Origin of the sequence: Synechococcus sp. A15-127 (assembly GCF_014280215.1) — a bacterium.
Classification (GTDB): Bacteria; Cyanobacteriota; Cyanobacteriia; order PCC-6307; family Cyanobiaceae; genus Parasynechococcus.
In genome coordinates, this window is record NZ_CP047948.1 from 2,363,314 (window position 1) to 2,378,149 (window position 14,836).

Genomic DNA, 14,836 nt, shown 5'->3' on the forward strand with positions numbered 1-14,836 from the left:
CATGCAACGACGCATTGGACTGACAGGGGGAATCGCCAGCGGCAAAAGCACGGTTGGACGGTGGCTGGAAGCCCGTGGCTGGCCTGTGCTGGATGCCGATCATTTCGCCAGGGACGCCATCGGACCGGGACAGCCTCAGACCCTGGCCGTGCTGGAGCGCTACGGAGAGGTTGTGGCCATCGATGGATGCGCCATCAACCGAGCCGCTCTGGGCCGCATCGTGTTCACGGACGCCTCTGAGCGGGCCTGGCTGGAACAGCTGATTCATCCGGTGGTCCGAGAGCGGTTCGATCAGGCCCTCGATGCCCTGGAGGATGAACCGGTGGTGGTGCTCATGATTCCCCTGCTGTTCGAGGCTGGACTCACGGGTCTGTGCAGCGAGATCTGGCTGGTCGACTGCGACGAGCAGCAGCAGCTGGCGCGGATGATGCAGAGGGACGGTCTCGATGCGGTGCAGGCCCGAGCCAGGCTCGGTGCCCAGTGGCCTCTGGCCCGCAAACGCCCGCTGGCAGATCGCTTGATCGACAACCGCGGCACCAAGCAGGAGCTGGAGGATCAGCTCAGCCGTTGCGTCCTGGCTCCGCCCTGAACCATTTCGTGATCACCCACTTGCTGCCGGACTCGACCGGCAGAGCCTCATGCAGGGTGAAGGGGTTCGGCGTGCCATCGGCCTGCAGGTTGTTCCAGGCCAGCGCCATCCCGGGAACAGGGCTGAAATGCCGTCCGAGGCGACGGAACAGGGTTTCACCCCCTTCCTCCACGGCGTTGAGATAAACCATCACCGTCCAGGTGCGCTGGCCGCCGTTGCTGGTGTGCTGGGTGAACTCCTTGGTGCCGGGAGCGAACCAGTCGGTGTGCTCCTTGAAATACTCCCCGGGGTCGTAACGCTGCCCCTGAATCGGCTCCGACAGCCGTGGGTCAACGCCCAGCAGGGCCGCGAAGCGTTGATCCAGGCGTGCGGCAAACCCTGGGTGGTCCTGCCGCAGATGGCAGGTGCGGCTGGTGCGGTAGTCGCTGCTTCCACGGGTGACGGTGGAAGGCTGGAGCGATCCGTTGATGGCCTCGATCAGCTCCCGGCATTCCTGACGGGACAACAGGCCGGGCAGTTCATAGAGCTGGGCCAGGGGGGTGTCGAGCCGCCAGGCCCGCGGCAGATGGTCCGGTCGGGTGAGCGGGGCCTCGAACCAACGACGCCAGTCCGGTGTGGGGGCCGATGATCGCGGGACCGACGTCAGGACTGTTTCGGGCGAGTCGAGCACCGCTTCGATGGCTGCACGCTCGAACCCCTGAACCAAGGCGCGATCGATCAAGCCAACCGGATCGCAGCCGCGGTCACGGTTGTGCAGCAACCATTCCCTCCAGACATCAGGGATGGCGGCTCCGGTCGTCATTCCCCTTTGAGCCTGCGGCTGAGGATCTGATTGGCGAGCTTGGGATCAGCCTTGCCTCCCGTTTTCTTCATCAGCTGCCCGACGAAGAAACCCTGCAATTTGGTTTTCCCGCCCCGGAAGGCCTCCACCTCACCCGGATGGGCCTCCAGGAGGTCATTCACGATCGCTTCGATCGCCGCGGGATCGCTGATCATCCCCAGTCCCCGCTCGTCCACGAGCGCTTTGGGTGAGCCTCCCTTCTCAAGCAGATCGGGAAGGATCTCCTTGGCGATCTTGCCGCTGATCTTGCCGCCGTCGATCAGCTTCACCATCTCGGCCAGCTGCTCCGGGCGGAACGGCAGATCGTCGTAGCCAAGTCGATTGCTGTTCACATGGGCCGCGATGTCGCCGGTGATCCAGTTGGCGGAGAGCTTGGCGTCGGCACCGGCGGCGACAACAGCCTCGAAGTAATCCGCCATCGGTCGTTCGTCGGTGAGCACCCGGGCGTCGTACTGGGACAGCCCCAGCTGATCGGCATAACGATGCCGCTTGGCCGCCGGCAGCTCGGGCAGCTCAGCACGCCAGGACTCCCGCTGATCCGCACTCACCTCGATCGGGCCGAGATCGGGATCCGGGAAGTAGCGGTAATCGCTGGCCCCCTCCTTGCTGCGCATGCTCTTGGTGAGCTGCTTGCCCTCATCCCAGAGCCGGGTCTCCTGAACGATCGGCTCACCGGTCTCGTAGGCCTTGATCTGACGTTTGATCTCGTACTCACAGGCCTTCTGAATGGCCGAGAAGGAGTTCATGTTCTTGATCTCCACCTTCGTCCCGAAGGGCGCATCCGGCCCCCGTCGCACGGAGATGTTGACGTCGCAACGCAGGGAGCCCTCCTGCATGTTTCCGTCGCTGACGCCGAGATAGCGCATGATCCGACGGATCTCCGAGGCGTATTCCGCCGCTTCGCGACCCGTGCGCAGATCCGGCTTGCTGACGATCTCCGCCAGGGCCACACCGGCCCGGTTGTAATCCACCAGCGAATGGGTGGATCCGGCCAGGCGATCGCTGCCGGCATGCACGAGCTTGCCGGCGTCCTCCTCCATGTGCAGGCGTTCGATGCCAATGGTCTTCAGATACGAGTCCTTGCCCTTCTCGGCCACCTCAACTTCGATCCAGCCCTCCTCGGCGATCGGCTCGTCGTACTGGGAGATCTGATAGTTCTTCGGAAGGTCGGGGTAGAAATATTGCTTGCGGTCGAACTTGCTGTGTTCGGCGATGTTGAGGTTCAACGCCATCGCCGCCTTCACCGCGTACTCGAGCACCTTCTGGTTCAGCACAGGCAACGTGCCTGGCAGCCCGCACACCACAGGGTCGATGTGGGTGTTGGGATCGTCTCCGAAGGCGGTGGACGCCGCCGTGAAGATCTTGCTGTCGGTGCCCAGCTGCACGTGGGTCTCCAGGCCGATCACGGCTTCCCAGGCGGGCTCTGCTGCGGCCATCTCGGCATCGGTTCAGACGCCTGAATCCTATGGAAAGGCAGCGTCGGTGCCTGTCGAGCTGTTGACCTAGAACAAACGGAAGCGACGGACGACGTGAGCGACACCGCGGCCCAAGAGCGGATCCTTGTCCTGGGGGGCGGTCTGATGGGACTGGCGATGGCGCATCAGCTGGCCAGACGCGGGCGACAGGTTCTGGTGATCAGCCGGCGGCGAAGCGAAGCAGCGGGCTTCGTCGCCGCCGGCATGCTCGCCCCCCACGCAGAAGGACTGCAAGACGAGCTGCTGCAGCTCGGTGAAACGAGCTTGGAGCGCATCCCGAGCTGGGTGGCCCAGATCGAAGCCGACAGCAGCCTCCCCTGCGGTCTCCGCACCAGTGGAATCGTGGTGCCGTTCAAGGATGCGGGAGAACGGGATGCCTATCCCACCGCTGCCCTTGGACAATCTCTGAACCGATCTCAACTTGAGCAGGAGATCCCGGATCTGGGGGAGGACTGGACCACTGGTCTGTTGTTTGAGCAGGACGGACAGATCGACAACCGCCGCAGGCTGATGCGGGCCCTGGAACGAGCCTGCGTCTCACTCGGCGTGCATTTTCTCGAGGGCGCCGAAGTGAGCAAGCTGGCCCAGGACTCCGATGGAGCTCTCAGGGGCGTGCTGGTGCGTACCGCTGAGGGAGACGAACAGGTCTTCGAGACAAGGGCAGCTGTTCTCTGCAGTGGAGCTTGGAGCCGAATGCTGGTCCCTGAACTGCCGGTCTTCCCCGTGAAGGGGCAGATGCTGTCTCTCCAGGGCCCTCGCGAGGCCTTGAAGCGGGTGATCTTCGGCCCGGGCATCTATCTCGTTCCGCGGGAGGACGGTCTGGTCGTCGTCGGAGCCACGAGCGAACGGGAGGCAGGCTTTTCCGAGGGGCTCACCCCAGATGGTCAGAAACAGCTGCACACGGGAATCGCCAGCCTGTTGCCGGTTGCTGCGGGCTGGCCACCGATGGAGCGCTGGTGGGGCTTCCGCCCCTGCACCCCGGATGAAGGCCCGCTGCTCGGACCTGGCCCGAGTTCCGGGCTGTGGCTGGCCTGCGGCCATCACCGCAACGGCGTGCTGCTCGCCGCCGTGACCGCCCAACTGCTGACAGCGGCGATCTCGGAGGAACCCCTCAGCAGCAGCGATGAAGCGCTGCTGAGGGCTTTCAACTGGTCACGGTTTGCGGAGAGGGATCAACCCTCGACGCGCCAACCCTGATCGGACGGCGTCCAGTCGTTCAGTTCCGAGGCGTCGAACCAGAGACCGATCTCGAACGCAGCTGTTTCAGGGGCGTCGGAACCGTGGATGACATTGCGACCGATGTTCACCGCCAGATCACCCCGGATGGTGCCGGGCTCAGCCTCCAGGGGCTTGGTGGCACCGATCAGCTTGCGGGCGCTGGCAATCACGCCGTCGCCTTCCCAGACCATGGCCACCACCGGGCCGGAGGTGATGAACTCCACCAGTCCAGCGAAGAAGGGGCGCTCCTTGTGAACCCCGTAGTGCTGCTCAGCAAGCTCACGGCTGGGAGTGGTCTGCTTCAGCCCCACAAGCTTGAACCCCTTGCGCTCGAAGCGGCCGAGGATCTCGCCCACCAGGCCGCGCTGGACGCCGTCGGGCTTGATGGCGATGAACGTGCGTTCGGCCATGGGTTGGTGTCAATCAGAAAGCGCCGTCATCGTCAACGCTGGCCTGCCCGCTTGGCAAGTACAGAGGATGAGCTCCGGCAGGAATGTTCCTAGATTCCGGCCGTGCACGTTGACGAGCGCAGGTGGCTGACGGCGAAGGCTGGTCGATCCAGAACAGTTCAGCGCTCTATGGGCTGGACCGCTGGGGTGAGCCTTACTTCGCGATCAACGGCCGCGGACACATCAGCGTTCAACCGCAGGGAGAACGCGGCGGCAGTCTTGACCTTGTGGATCTGGTGTACGAACTGCGCGGTCGCAACCTCGGCCTGCCTCTTCTCATTCGCTTCGACGACATCCTGGAAGACCGGCTGGAGCGGCTTCACGCCGCGTTTGAGCGCGCGATCTCCCAGTACGGCTACCAGGGCCGTTACCAGGGTGTCTTCCCGGTGAAATGCAATCAGCAGCGCCACGTGGTGGAGGAGCTGGTGAGCTGCGGGCGCCGCTGGAACTTCGGGCTGGAGGCCGGAAGCAAGGCCGAACTGCTGATTGCCCTGTCTCTGCTCGATGACCCGGATGCGTTGCTGATCTGCAACGGCTACAAGGATCGCCTCTACATCGAGACAGCGATCCTGGCGCGGCGCCTCGGCCGACAACCGGTGGTTGTGATCGAACAACCCGACGAGGTGGATCGCATCATCGAGGCGAGCGGCAGTCTCGGAGCGGCTCCCTACATCGGTGTGCGCGCCAAACTGTCCAGCCGCAGCACCGGGCGCTGGGGAAGCTCAGTGGGCGACAAGGCGAAATTCGGACTCTCGATTCCCGACCTGCTGACCACCGTGGAACGTCTGCGGGATCACGATCTGCTCAAGGATCTGCGTCTGCTGCATTTCCACATCGGCAGTCAGATCAACGACATTGCCGTTCTCAAGGACGCCCTCCAGGAGGCCGCTCAGATCTACGTGGAGCTGCGACGGCTCGGTGCCCCCATGGGCTTCCTGGACGTCGGCGGTGGGTTGGGCATCGACTACGACGGCAGCCGAACCGCCACGGCGGCTTCGACGAACTATTCCCTGCAGAACTACGCCAACGACGTGGTGGCCACGGTGCGGGAATGCTGCGAACCCAACGGCGTTGAGGTGCCCACGTTGGTGAGTGAAAGCGGGCGCGCCATCGCCAGTCACTTCTCGCTGCTGGTGTTCGACGTGCTGGGTAGCAGCGCCCTGCCGGCCTCCATTCCCGATCCTGCTGCTGAAGAACCGCTCACCGTCCGCAACCTGAGGGAAACCCTGGCCACGATTCAGGGGCTGCCGGACACCACGGATGCACGGCTCGTCCGTCTGCAGGAAGCCTGGAATGACGCCCTGAAGTTCAAGCAGGACGCCCTCGCGGCCTTCCGGCTCGGTTACATGGGTCTCCCCGACCGTGCCACCGCCGAACAACTCACCTGGGCCTGCGCCGATGCCATCGCCAGGCAGTTACCGGAGCAGGGAGCCGTACCCGAGGAACTCTCAGCCCTCCGCAGTGCTCTCGCTGGCACGTACTACGCCAACCTCTCCATCTTCCGTTCCGCGCCGGACACCTGGGCCATCGATCAGCTCTTCCCGGTCTTGCCGATTCAGAGGCTCGACCAGCGTCCGACCCGGCTGGCCAATCTGGCTGATCTGACCTGTGATTCCGATGGGCGCCTGGATCGGTTCATCGGTGACGGCCAACCCAAGCCGCTGCTGGAACTCCACGATCTGACGCCTGGTGAGCCTTATCTGATCGCGCTCTTCCTCAGCGGCGCCTACCAGGAGGTGATGGGCAATCTGCACAACCTGTTCGGGACCACGAACGCCGTTCACATCCGGCTGAGTCCCGGAGGGAGCTATCGGGTGGACCACGTCGTGCGTGGGGATACCAACGCCGATGTCCTTGAGGCGATGGAACACGATCCCCGCGCTCTGCTGGAACGACTGCGGGTGGCCGCCGAAGCCGCGATCAGCGCCGGTCAGCTCCGCATCGATGAATCACGTCGCCTGCTGGATCACCTGGAGAGCAGCCTGCGCCAGACCACGTACCTTCAGGACTGAAGGCCTGCTTCGAGCTCCGATCGAGCCTTGGCGAGAGCATCGGTCAGGGCTGACCCATCGCGGCCTCCCGCCTGGGCCAGGTTCGGGCGACCACCGCCGCCGCCGCCGCAGAGTTTGGCGATGCCGCCGATGAATTTGCCCGCTTGCAGCTGGGCAGCGATCACCTGCTTGCCGAAGGCCGCCACCAGAATCACCTTGCCCAGATCGGAGGGGTCGGGCAGTCCGCCAAGCACCACCGCAGCACCATCCCCAAGCTGATCAGCAAGGCTCTGGGCCGCCCCCTGCAGTCCGGCACCATCCACGCCATCGAGACGTTCCACGAGCAGCCGGAAGCTGCCGACGCTCTCAGCCCTGGCCGCAAGAGCCGCCGCCTTGGCCACCGCCAGTTCGGACTGGGCTGCCGCCAGCGCCTTACCCGTGCTTTTCAACTCCTCCTGCAGAGCACTCACCCGTTCGACGATCTCACTGGGCTGGGCCTTGAAGCGATCCCCCAGCTGCTTCACCACCGCATCACGCTCATTCAGATAAGCAAGAACGGCTGGGCCAGCAACGGCTTCGATCCGGCGAATACCGGCGGCCACACCGCTCTCCGCCACGATCTTGAACAGCCCGATCTCAGCGGTGTTGGCCACATGGGTGCCGCCGCAGAGCTCCATCGACACCCCGGGCACATCGACGACACGCACCACATCGGCATATTTCTCGCCGAACATCGCCACAGCACCAGCCGCCTTGGCCTGATCGATCGCCATCTCCTGCACGTCGAGGCCGTGAGCCTCCGCGATCCAACCGTTGATCAGGGTCTCGATCTGAGCCAGCTGCTCAGGGGTGACCGCACTCGGGCAATGGAAGTCGAAGCGGAGTCGATCGAAGTCCACCAGCGAACCGGCCTGACCGATGCCTGGATCCACCACCTGCTTGAGGGCAGCCTGCAGCAGATGGGTCGCCGTGTGGTTCGCCTGGGCACGACGACGACAGGCGCGGTCCACCTGAGCATTGACGGTGTCCCCCAGCGACAGCTGACCGCGTTCGAGTCGGCCGGCATGAACAAACACGTCCCGCGTGCGACTCACCGATTCGATCGCCACGATCAGATCAGCACCGCTGAGGACGCCGCGATCCCCCACCTGACCGCCACCCTCCCCGTAGAAGGGCGTGGTGTCCAACACGATCTGCACCGCATCTCCGGCGGAGGCCGTCGTTGCCGGCTCGCCGTTCACCACCAGGGCCTGCACGCAGCTGGGGTGCTCCAGCACCGCATAGCCGCGAAATGCCGTGGGCTCCTGGTCTGCTGCCACCTGCTCGATCGCATCCTGGAGAGTGAGATCAAGGCTCACGGCTGCGGCCTTGGCTCTCTGGCGCTGTTCCTGCATGGCGGCCTCGAATCCAGCAAGGTCCACCGAGAGTCCATGCTCTTCGGCAATTTCCTCGGTGAGCTCCAGCGGGAAGCCATAGGTGTCGTACAGCTCAAACGCCTGGGCGCCGCTGATCTGGGTTGGCTTGGAGGCCAGCACCTCCGCCAGCAACTTCTCGCCGCGTTCGAGGGTCTCGAGGAAGCGGGCTTCCTCCCGCTGAAGTTCAGCCAGGATCACCTCCTGGCGGTCGATCACGCTGGGGTGAGCACCTTGGAGCAAGGCAATCGCCGCTTCCCCCATCGGCACCAGGAAGGGCTTGTCGATGCCCAGGAGGCGGCCATGGCGCACCACCCGGCGCAGCAGCCGCCGCAGGATGTAGCCGCGGCCCAGGTTGCTGGCGTTGACGCCATCGCAGATCAACTGGGTGACGGCACGGCTGTGATCGCCGATCACCTTCAACGACGTCTTGCCCTTGTCGTCGAGCTGGTGGTAGTCGACTCCCGCCAGATCAGCGGCCGCCTGGATCAGGGGAAAGATCAGATCGGTTTCGTAGTTGTTGGGAACCTTCTGCAGAATCTGCGCCATCCGCTCCAGACCCATGCCGGTGTCGATGTTGCGGTTGGCCAGCGGCGTGAGGGTGCCCTCAGCGTCGCGGTTGTACTGCATGAACACCAGGTTGTAGAACTCGATGAAGCGGTCGTCGTCCTCGAGATCGATGCCTTCGTCGCCGAGCTCTGGCTTGAAGTCGTAGTAGATCTCCGAGCAGGGCCCGCAGGGACCGGTGGGGCCGGACGCCCAGAAGTTGTCGGCCTCATCCATGCGGATGATCCGCTTGGGGGTCACCCCCACCACATCGCGCCAGATCTGCTCGGCTTCGTCGTCTTCCCGGAAGACGCTCACCACCAGGTTCTGAGGATCAATGCCGTACACCTGCGTGCTCAACTCCCAGGCCCACTCGATCGCCTGCTGCTTGAAGTAGTCGCCGAAGGAGAAATTTCCGAGCATCTCGAAAAATGTGTGATGCCGGGCCGTGCGCCCCACGTTCTCGATGTCGTTGGTGCGGATGCACTTCTGGCTGCTGGTGGCCCGCGGCGCCGGCCGCTCCCGCTGCCCCAGGAACACGGGCTTGAACGGAAGCATCCCGGCGATGGTGAGCAGGACTGTGGGGTCCTCGGGAATCAGCGATGCGCTCGAGATCACGGCGTGACCACGCTCGGCGTAGAAGTTGAGAAACGCTGCCCTGATCTGCTCACCACTGCGAGGCATAGACGCTGCTGGGGATGACGAAGCGGCGGCAGCCATGGGAGGGAAGGCGATTCCAGCCGTCATGATCGCTCCTGAGCCGCCGACCACCGTGGCTGATCTGCCCAGCGAATCCGAGGCCCGCGCCCGACTGCGATGGCAGTCGATCGGCTGGGCCGTTCTGGCCGGCATCAGCGCTGGATTGATCAGCCTGCCCTGGGGGCTTGAGATGGCAATCCGCTCGGGAGGTTGTGGTCTCTTCTACGGCCTGCTGGCCTTCCATCTGCAGCGTGTGGACCCAGACGACGGCCACCTGCAGGCGGGGCTGGTGGGAGCGGTCTGCGGCGTGCGCAGCCTCGGCCTGCCGCTGAGCCTTGACAACTTGCGGACTGACGCTCTGGCATTATTAGTCGTAGAGCTCCTTCAGGCTTGGCTGCCGTTGATCGGCAGTGCTCTCCTGCTCAACGGACTCCAACGTTTCCTTCCCGCGTCGCGGCCATGAGCCTGCTGCACGCCACCTGGCTTCCAGCCATCCGCTCATCCACCAGTTCAGGGCAGCCGGCCCTGCTGGTGTGGGCTGACACGTGGCGCGTGGCGACTCCGGCGGGACCGGGCCTGACTCCTGCCCTGCATCCCTTCACGCTCGCCAGCGAAGACCTCAAGGCCTGGTTGCAGGAGCGGGATCTGCTGCCCGACGGCAGTATCGATGCCACGGCTTGCCTCACCTTGCCCAGCCGCTCGGTGAAACCCCGCAAAAGCCGCAGCAAGGCAGACGAGCCGATCGATGAAGAGACGACGGGCTGGACCGGCCTGCCGATGCAGGCGGGAGAGCCGATCCCGAAACAGACGGAATGGTGGCCTTGGCAGGTGGAGGGTCTGGCGGTGGAGCCGTCGGCTGCCACGGACTGGCTCTCTCGACTGCCCCTGTCAGGTCATCATCCCGACCTGGCCGATGAACTGCGCTGGTGGAGCCATCTGCAGCGGTGGGCCCTGAGCCTGGTGGCTCGTGGCCGCTGGATTCCGCAGATGGAGCTGAGCAAGGGCGAGGGGTACCCCCACCGAGCCCGCTGGGTGCCCCTGCTCAACCGAGAGGAGGATCGGCGACGACTGGAGGATCTCGCCGCCAGCCTGCCCCTAGTGGCCACCTGCGCTCTTCCCTGGAGGGAACCGATGGGGCGGCGCAGCAATCGCATGACGCGGCTGCGGCCGGAAGCGATGCGAGCCGCCAATCCCGTGGCCTGCTGCAGGCCCCGCAGCGGTCGTCTGCGGGTCGCAACGCTGCTGGAGGACCTCGTGGATGCGCAGTTGCGCAAGGACTTCCGGCCCTCCGGCGATGGGCTGGACCCGTTGCTGACCCTCTGGCAGGACGCCCTCGCGTCGTCCACCGGCGTGGTGGAGGTGAGCGATGAAGAGGCAGAACGGCTCTCCAGCGCCAGCCTGCACTGGAGGGAAGGAATCGCCGGTGATGTCGCTGCGGCCCGCACCTGCCTGGAGCTGAACACGCCCTCGGAAGGTGAAGACCTCTGGGAACTGCGCTTCGGCCTGCAGGCGGAAGCCGACCCCAGCCTGAAACTGCCAGCCGCCGCGGCCTGGGCATCAGGAGCCGACACCCTGCAACTGGGGGAGGTGAAGGTGGATCAGCCCGGTGAGGTGTTGCTGGAAGGACTGGGACGGGCTCTCAGTGTCTTCCCTCCGATCGAACGGGGACTGGACACCGCAACTCCGGAGACGATGCAGCTCACGCCAGCGGAAGCCTTCGTCCTGGTGCGAACGGCAGCGCGCCAGCTGCGGGATGCCGGAGTCGGCGTGGATCTCCCCCCAAGCCTGTCGGGCGGCCTGGCCAGTCGCCTGGGTCTGGCCATCAAAGCGGAACTGCCCGAACGCTCCAGCGGTTTCACCCTGGGGGAATCCCTCGACTGGAGCTGGGATCTGATGATCGGGGGGGTCACCCTGACCCTGCGGGAGCTGGAACGGCTCTCCAACAAGAGAAGTCCGCTCGTGCGGCACAAGGGGGCCTGGATCGAACTTCGGCCCAACGATCTCAGGAACGCCGAACGCTTCTGCGGGGCCTCCACCGACCTGAGCCTGGACGATGCGCTGCGGCTCACGGCGGCGGAAGGCGAACTGCTGATGCGTCTGCCGGTGCATCAGTTCGACGCCGGGCCCCGCCTGCAGGCGGTTCTCGAGCAGTACCACCAGCAGAAGGCGCCGGACCCGCTGCCGGCTCCGGAAGGATTCTGCGGTCAGCTCCGTCCATATCAGGAACGGGGGCTGGGCTGGCTGGCCTTTCTGCACCGCTTCGATCAGGGAGCCTGCCTGGCTGATGACATGGGGCTGGGCAAAACGATCCAGCTGCTCGCCTTCCTGCAGCACCTCAAGGCTGAACAGGAGCTGAAGCGTCCGGTGCTGCTGGTGGCTCCGACCTCCGTGCTCACCAACTGGAAGCGGGAGGCGGAAGCATTCACTCCGGAGCTCACGGTGCAGGAGCACTACGGTCCACGCCGGCCCTCCACCCCGGCCACGCTGCGCAAGGCCCTGAAGGACGTGGATCTGGTCCTCACCAGCTATGGCCTGCTGCAGCGGGACAGTGAGCTGCTGGACAGTCAGGACTGGCAGGGAGTGGTGATCGATGAGGCCCAGGCGATCAAGAATCCCAGCGCCAAGCAGAGCCAGGCCGCCAGGGATCTGGCGCGCCCCAGCAAGAGCAACCGCTTCCGGATCGCCCTCACCGGCACGCCGGTGGAGAACCGGGTCAGCGAGCTCTGGGCGCTGATGGATTTCCTCAATCCCCGGGTGCTTGGGGAAGAGGACTTCTTCCGCCAGCGCTACCGCATGCCGATCGAGCGGTACGGCGACATGGCCTCACTGCGGGACCTCAAGGCCCGGGTGGGTCCGTTCATCCTGCGGCGGCTCAAAACCGACAAGTCGATCATCTCGGATCTGCCGGAGAAGGTGGAGCTGAGCGAGTGGGTGGGCCTGAGCAAGGAGCAGAAATCCCTCTACAGCAAAACGGTGGAGGACACCCTGGATGCCATCGCCCGAGCACCCCGCGGCCAGCGTCACGGGCAGGTGCTGGGGCTGCTGACCCGGCTCAAGCAGATCTGCAACCATCCGGCCCTGGCCCTGAGGGAAGACGCGGTGGACGATGACTTTCTGGGGCGCTCCGCCAAGCTGCAACGCATGGAGGAAATCCTGGACGAGGTGATCGAAGCCGGCGATCGCGCCCTTCTCTTCACCCAGTTCGCCGAATGGGGACATCTGCTCAGGGCCTGGATGCAGCAACGCTGGAAAGCGGAAGTTCCCTTCCTGCATGGAGGCACTCGCAAAAGCGAACGCCAGGCGATGGTGGATCGTTTCCAGGAGGATCCCCGCGGCCCGCAGCTGTTCCTGCTGTCTCTCAAGGCTGGCGGAGTCGGTCTGAACCTGACCCGAGCCAGCCATGTGTTTCATGTGGACCGCTGGTGGAATCCGGCCGTGGAGAATCAGGCCACAGACCGGGCGTATCGGATCGGCCAGACCAACCGAGTGATGGTGCATAAATTCATCACCAGCGGCTCGGTGGAGGAGAAGATCGATCGGATGATCCGAGAGAAATCACGCCTGGCGGAGGATGTGATCGGATCCGGCGAGGATTGGCTCGGAAGCCTCGCCGGCGATCAACTCCGCAATCTCGTTGCCCTCGACGACACCTGAGCACGATGACCACGACCAACGGCATCACATCCATCGGCGATCAAGGACTCGGCCAGCAGCCCTGGTGGGTGGAACAGTGGATGGAGCTGATCAACGGCTACCGCTTCAAGAAACGGCTGGAGCGGGCCTGGAGCTACGCCCGCGAAGGCAATGTGACCTCGATCCGCTTCGAAGGCCGGCGCGTGCATGCCCGGGTGCAGGGCACGGGAGAGGACCCCTACAAGGTGAAGCTCTGGCTTGACGTGCTCAGCGATGAAGACTGGGCCTACGTGCTCGAAGCACTGGCGCAGAAAGCGCGCTGGTCCGCTCAGCTGCTGGCGGGGATCATGCCGGCGGATATCGAGCGTGCCTTCGCCGCCAGCGGCAAGCGCCTGTTCCCGTTCAAGCTTCAGGAGGTGCGCAGCGAATGCAACTGCCCTGACAAGGCCAACCCCTGCAAGCACATCAGCGCCGTTTATTTCCTGATGGGGGATCGCTTCAGCGAAGACCCCTTCGTGCTGTTCCAGCTGCGGGGCCGCACCCGCACCAAGCTTCTGGAGGACCTGGCGGAACAGCGGCGCAAGGCCCTGGCCAGCCTCGCCGAGCAGAGAGCCGGGGACGCCGCCCCCCCCCGAGGAGATGCCTCCTCCTCTCCTGCCGCATCCGGCCGTTCTCGATCCCGCTCTCTGGTGGCGCTACAACCGCAGCCTCGATGGTGATCTTGTGGTGATCACCGCAGCGATGGAGGGCGACACGGGCCTCGATGCCGCCGGCGATCTGCCGCTGGCCGAGGACCCCCGCTTCCCAGACGCGCGCAGCACGTTTCTGAGCAACCTTCGCGGCCACGGTCAGGCCAGTGCCCAGCGGGCCATGCTCCAGGCCATGGCAGCGGGCCATTGATCAGGGCATGAATGAAGCCCCCTGGTTGACCGGGGAGAAGCGTGGACTGGTGACGCTGCTGCTGAGTTCTCATCAGCGGGCCTTCGGTCGCCCGCTGATGGCTTGTGAACGCTCGCGCCAGTCCACGCGACTGGCCTGCCAGGAACTGTTCGCCTGCGGCTTTCCCATGCTGGCCCATGGCACGGGCAGCGACCCGGTGATCATCTACGGCAATGCCGCAGCTCTGCAGCTCTGGGGCGTGCGATGGGAGCAGCTCGTGGGCATGCCCTCACGCCTGACGGCACCGGAGGAGGAGCGAAGCGAGCGGCAGACGGCCCTCATCGAGGCACAAACAAAGGAAGCGATTCGTGGCTACAGCGGCACCCGCGTCAGCCACAGCGGGCGCCGGTTCCAGATCCGCGATGCCCGCATCTGGACCCTCTGGGACGAAGAGAACCGCCGCTGCGGCCAGGCGGCCTGTTTCAGCGACTGGTGGTGGAGCTGAGCTCGGATCCATCGTTTCGGTTTCAACGACATTCCAGTGGTGCCAACCGAACCCAGTCGTGTGCACCGAACCTCAATAGACGGTTCTCGCCCTTCTGAATATCATCAAGGCAGCGCAGATTGTCATTGCGGGCATTCAACCCAGTCCGCAGATGTTCACTCTTCGGATCAACAATCATGCTGACCCTGCATCAATCCCCTTTCGATCTGTTCGAGCGTCTCGAACAGCAGATGGCCTCCGCCGAACGTGTTCCCAACGCCGAGGTGGTCGAAGCCGATGACTCCTACACCGTTCGCCTTGAGCTGCCGGGTGTGGAGCGTGAGTCCATCGACGTCAAAGCCACCGACCGCACCCTGGTGGTGAGCGCCGAGCGCCGTGGCGCACTCGACGGCGAATCCGAGCAGCCCGCTCTGCTGAGCGAATTTCGCAACGGTACCTGGAGCCGCAGCTTCCGATTCCCCACAGGACTCGACCGCGATCAGCTGCAGGCCACCTACCGCGACGGCATTCTGGAAATCAGAGCCGGCAAAGCCGTCAGCCATACCAGTGTCACGGTGAAAGTCGAAAGCTGACGCACCGCACGGCGGTGGACAGAACGG

At 64.7% G+C, this 14,836-nt stretch carries 11 protein-coding genes and 1 pseudogene; 8 read left to right on the forward strand and 4 right to left on the reverse strand.

Annotated features, from left to right (window positions below; translation table 11 throughout):
• Position 1 precedes the first annotated feature (1 nt).
• Positions 2–589, forward strand: a complete 588-nt coding sequence (coaE, locus tag SynA15127_RS12610) for a dephospho-CoA kinase (RefSeq protein ID WP_186484385.1) — start codon at positions 2–4, stop codon at positions 587–589.
• On the opposite strand, the gene SynA15127_RS12615 is transcribed toward coaE, so the two are convergent.
• Together SynA15127_RS12615 and gatB are read right to left on the reverse strand one after the other, a co-directional pair.
• Complete coding sequence (locus SynA15127_RS12615; protein ID WP_186484386.1) at positions 561–1,391, reverse strand: 2OG-Fe(II) oxygenase; 831 nt, start codon at positions 1,389–1,391, stop codon at positions 561–563. The two genes, coaE and SynA15127_RS12615, sit on opposite strands and share 29 nt — an antisense overlap.
• On the reverse strand, positions 1,388–2,866 hold the full coding sequence (gene gatB / locus SynA15127_RS12620) for an Asp-tRNA(Asn)/Glu-tRNA(Gln) amidotransferase subunit GatB (protein ID WP_186484387.1): 1,479 nt from the start codon (positions 2,864–2,866) through the stop codon (positions 1,388–1,390). The genes SynA15127_RS12615 and gatB overlap by 4 nt, the downstream gene beginning before the upstream one ends.
• Before the next feature lie 144 nt (positions 2,867–3,010).
• Between gatB and SynA15127_RS12625 the strand changes: the two genes are divergently transcribed.
• Positions 3,011–4,102 carry an FAD-dependent oxidoreductase gene (locus SynA15127_RS12625; RefSeq protein WP_255475668.1) on the forward strand — a complete coding sequence of 364 codons (1,092 nt, stop codon included), beginning with the start codon at positions 3,011–3,013 and terminating at the stop codon, positions 4,100–4,102.
• Here the strand turns inward: SynA15127_RS12625 and ndk are convergent.
• Positions 4,078–4,533, reverse strand: a complete 456-nt coding sequence (gene ndk / locus SynA15127_RS12630; protein WP_043693526.1) for a nucleoside-diphosphate kinase — start codon at positions 4,531–4,533, stop codon at positions 4,078–4,080. The two genes, SynA15127_RS12625 and ndk, sit on opposite strands and share 25 nt — an antisense overlap.
• 122 nt (positions 4,534–4,655) lie before the next feature.
• Here ndk and speA point away from each other — a divergent pair, with 122 nt between their 5' ends.
• The gene (gene speA / locus SynA15127_RS12635; RefSeq protein WP_186484389.1) at positions 4,656–6,584 is read left to right on the forward strand and encodes a biosynthetic arginine decarboxylase; all 1,929 of its coding nucleotides are present in this window, start codon (positions 4,656–4,658) and stop codon (positions 6,582–6,584) included.
• Here the strand turns inward: speA and alaS are convergent.
• Positions 6,575–9,241: an alanine--tRNA ligase gene (gene alaS, locus SynA15127_RS12640; RefSeq protein WP_186485739.1), complete on the reverse strand. Its 2,667-nt coding sequence runs from the start codon at positions 9,239–9,241 to the stop codon at positions 6,575–6,577. The two genes, speA and alaS, sit on opposite strands and share 10 nt — an antisense overlap.
• Positions 9,242–9,266: 25 nt before the next feature.
• Between alaS and SynA15127_RS12645 the strand changes: the two genes are divergently transcribed.
• From SynA15127_RS12645 to SynA15127_RS12665, 5 genes and pseudogenes are all read left to right on the forward strand, one after another.
• Entirely contained in the window at positions 9,267–9,683 is a 417-nt protein-coding gene (locus SynA15127_RS12645; RefSeq protein WP_186484390.1) for a hypothetical protein, read from the forward strand.
• On the forward strand, positions 9,680–12,874 hold the full coding sequence (locus SynA15127_RS12650) for a DEAD/DEAH box helicase (RefSeq protein ID WP_186484391.1): 3,195 nt from the start codon (positions 9,680–9,682) through the stop codon (positions 12,872–12,874). The genes SynA15127_RS12645 and SynA15127_RS12650 overlap by 4 nt, the downstream gene beginning before the upstream one ends.
• A gap of 5 nt (positions 12,875–12,879) precedes the next feature.
• Positions 12,880–13,753 (forward strand): annotated as a pseudogene (locus tag SynA15127_RS12655) (SWIM zinc finger family protein).
• A 7-nt stretch (positions 13,754–13,760) separates the two neighbouring features.
• Positions 13,761–14,237, forward strand: coding sequence for an MEKHLA domain-containing protein (locus SynA15127_RS12660; RefSeq protein WP_186484392.1), 477 nt, complete (start codon positions 13,761–13,763; stop codon positions 14,235–14,237).
• A 176-nt stretch (positions 14,238–14,413) separates the two neighbouring features.
• Positions 14,414–14,809 (forward strand): Hsp20/alpha crystallin family protein, encoded by a 396-nt coding sequence (locus SynA15127_RS12665; RefSeq protein ID WP_186484393.1) that lies wholly within the window; start codon positions 14,414–14,416, stop codon positions 14,807–14,809.
• Positions 14,810–14,836 lie beyond the last annotated feature (27 nt).

Excerpts from the sequence above, each read along its gene's own strand:
- gatB (WP_186484387.1), bottom strand. The coding sequence starts at position 2,866 with ATGGCCGCAGCAGAGCCCGCCTGGGAAGCCGTGATCGGCCTGGAGACC.
- SynA15127_RS12665 (WP_186484393.1), top strand. The coding sequence starts at position 14,414 with ATGCTGACCCTGCATCAATCCCCTTTCGATCTGTTCGAGCGTCTCGAA.
- alaS (WP_186485739.1), bottom strand. The coding sequence starts at position 9,241 with ATGGCTGCCGCCGCTTCGTCATCCCCAGCAGCGTCTATGCCTCGCAGT.
- SynA15127_RS12625 (WP_255475668.1), top strand. The coding sequence starts at position 3,011 with ATGGGACTGGCGATGGCGCATCAGCTGGCCAGACGCGGGCGACAGGTT.
- SynA15127_RS12650 (WP_186484391.1), top strand. The coding sequence starts at position 9,680 with ATGAGCCTGCTGCACGCCACCTGGCTTCCAGCCATCCGCTCATCCACC.
- SynA15127_RS12660 (WP_186484392.1), top strand. The coding sequence starts at position 13,761 with ATGAATGAAGCCCCCTGGTTGACCGGGGAGAAGCGTGGACTGGTGACG.
- coaE (WP_186484385.1), top strand. The coding sequence starts at position 2 with ATGCAACGACGCATTGGACTGACAGGGGGAATCGCCAGCGGCAAAAGC.
- ndk (WP_043693526.1), bottom strand. The coding sequence starts at position 4,533 with ATGGCCGAACGCACGTTCATCGCCATCAAGCCCGACGGCGTCCAGCGC.
- SynA15127_RS12645 (WP_186484390.1), top strand. The coding sequence starts at position 9,267 with ATGATCGCTCCTGAGCCGCCGACCACCGTGGCTGATCTGCCCAGCGAA.
- SynA15127_RS12615 (WP_186484386.1), bottom strand. The coding sequence starts at position 1,391 with ATGACGACCGGAGCCGCCATCCCTGATGTCTGGAGGGAATGGTTGCTG.